This window comes from Polaromonas sp. P1_G4 (assembly GCF_056405475.1).
In genome coordinates this window covers 1-541 of record NZ_JBFUCA010001060.1, presented here as the reverse complement: position 1 = coordinate 541, position 541 = coordinate 1, and the positions used below count along the sequence as shown (strand labels likewise).

The following is a 541-nucleotide window of genomic DNA, read 5'->3' as shown; positions in this document are numbered from 1 at the left end:
CCGTTACGGCTCGCGACGATGATCGGTTTTGCGCTGTCGGGCTTGAGCTTGCTGGTCTCCCTCGTCTATCTGTTACTCAAACTGCTGTTCTGGAACCAGTTTTCGATGGGCACGGCACCGGTACTGATAGGCGTGTTCTTTTTCGCATCGGTACAGCTGTTTTTTATAGGCTTGCTCGGAGAATATGTCGGCGCGATCCTGACCCATGTCATGAAACGTCCGCTCGTCGTCGAACGTGAACGCATTAATTTCGATAATTGAGACGGCCGAGCCGACAACTCCATTCGGTAGTGTAATTTTCTGAGCCTTGTTCGAGCTGCTGCTCGGGACCTGCACCGATCTGGTTGTCGTCGATCGAAATGTGGGATGGTGTCATCGGTGTCCACGCGCTGGCCAATCACGACTGTGCCACGCTCAGAAGCTGGCTGCTCGACAGCAACTGGTACCTGACCTACGGCCGCTTTTACCTTGCCGATACGCTTCGGCCATTGCTGTCAATCAGGATATTTTCAAGCTCTGGATCACCGTGATGGTGCTCGGT

Annotated in this window: 1 protein-coding gene and 1 pseudogene; both read left to right on the top strand. The window is 53.8% G+C overall.

Going from position 1 to position 541, the window contains the following annotated elements; genetic code table 11:
* Positions 1–261, top strand: a pseudogene (locus tag AC1D1X_RS25360) (glycosyltransferase); the annotation flags it as partial.
* A gap of 46 nt (positions 262–307) precedes the next feature.
* A partial coding sequence (locus tag AC1D1X_RS25355) for a hypothetical protein (RefSeq protein WP_477699644.1) occupies positions 308–541 on the top strand: 234 nt, incomplete at its 3' end.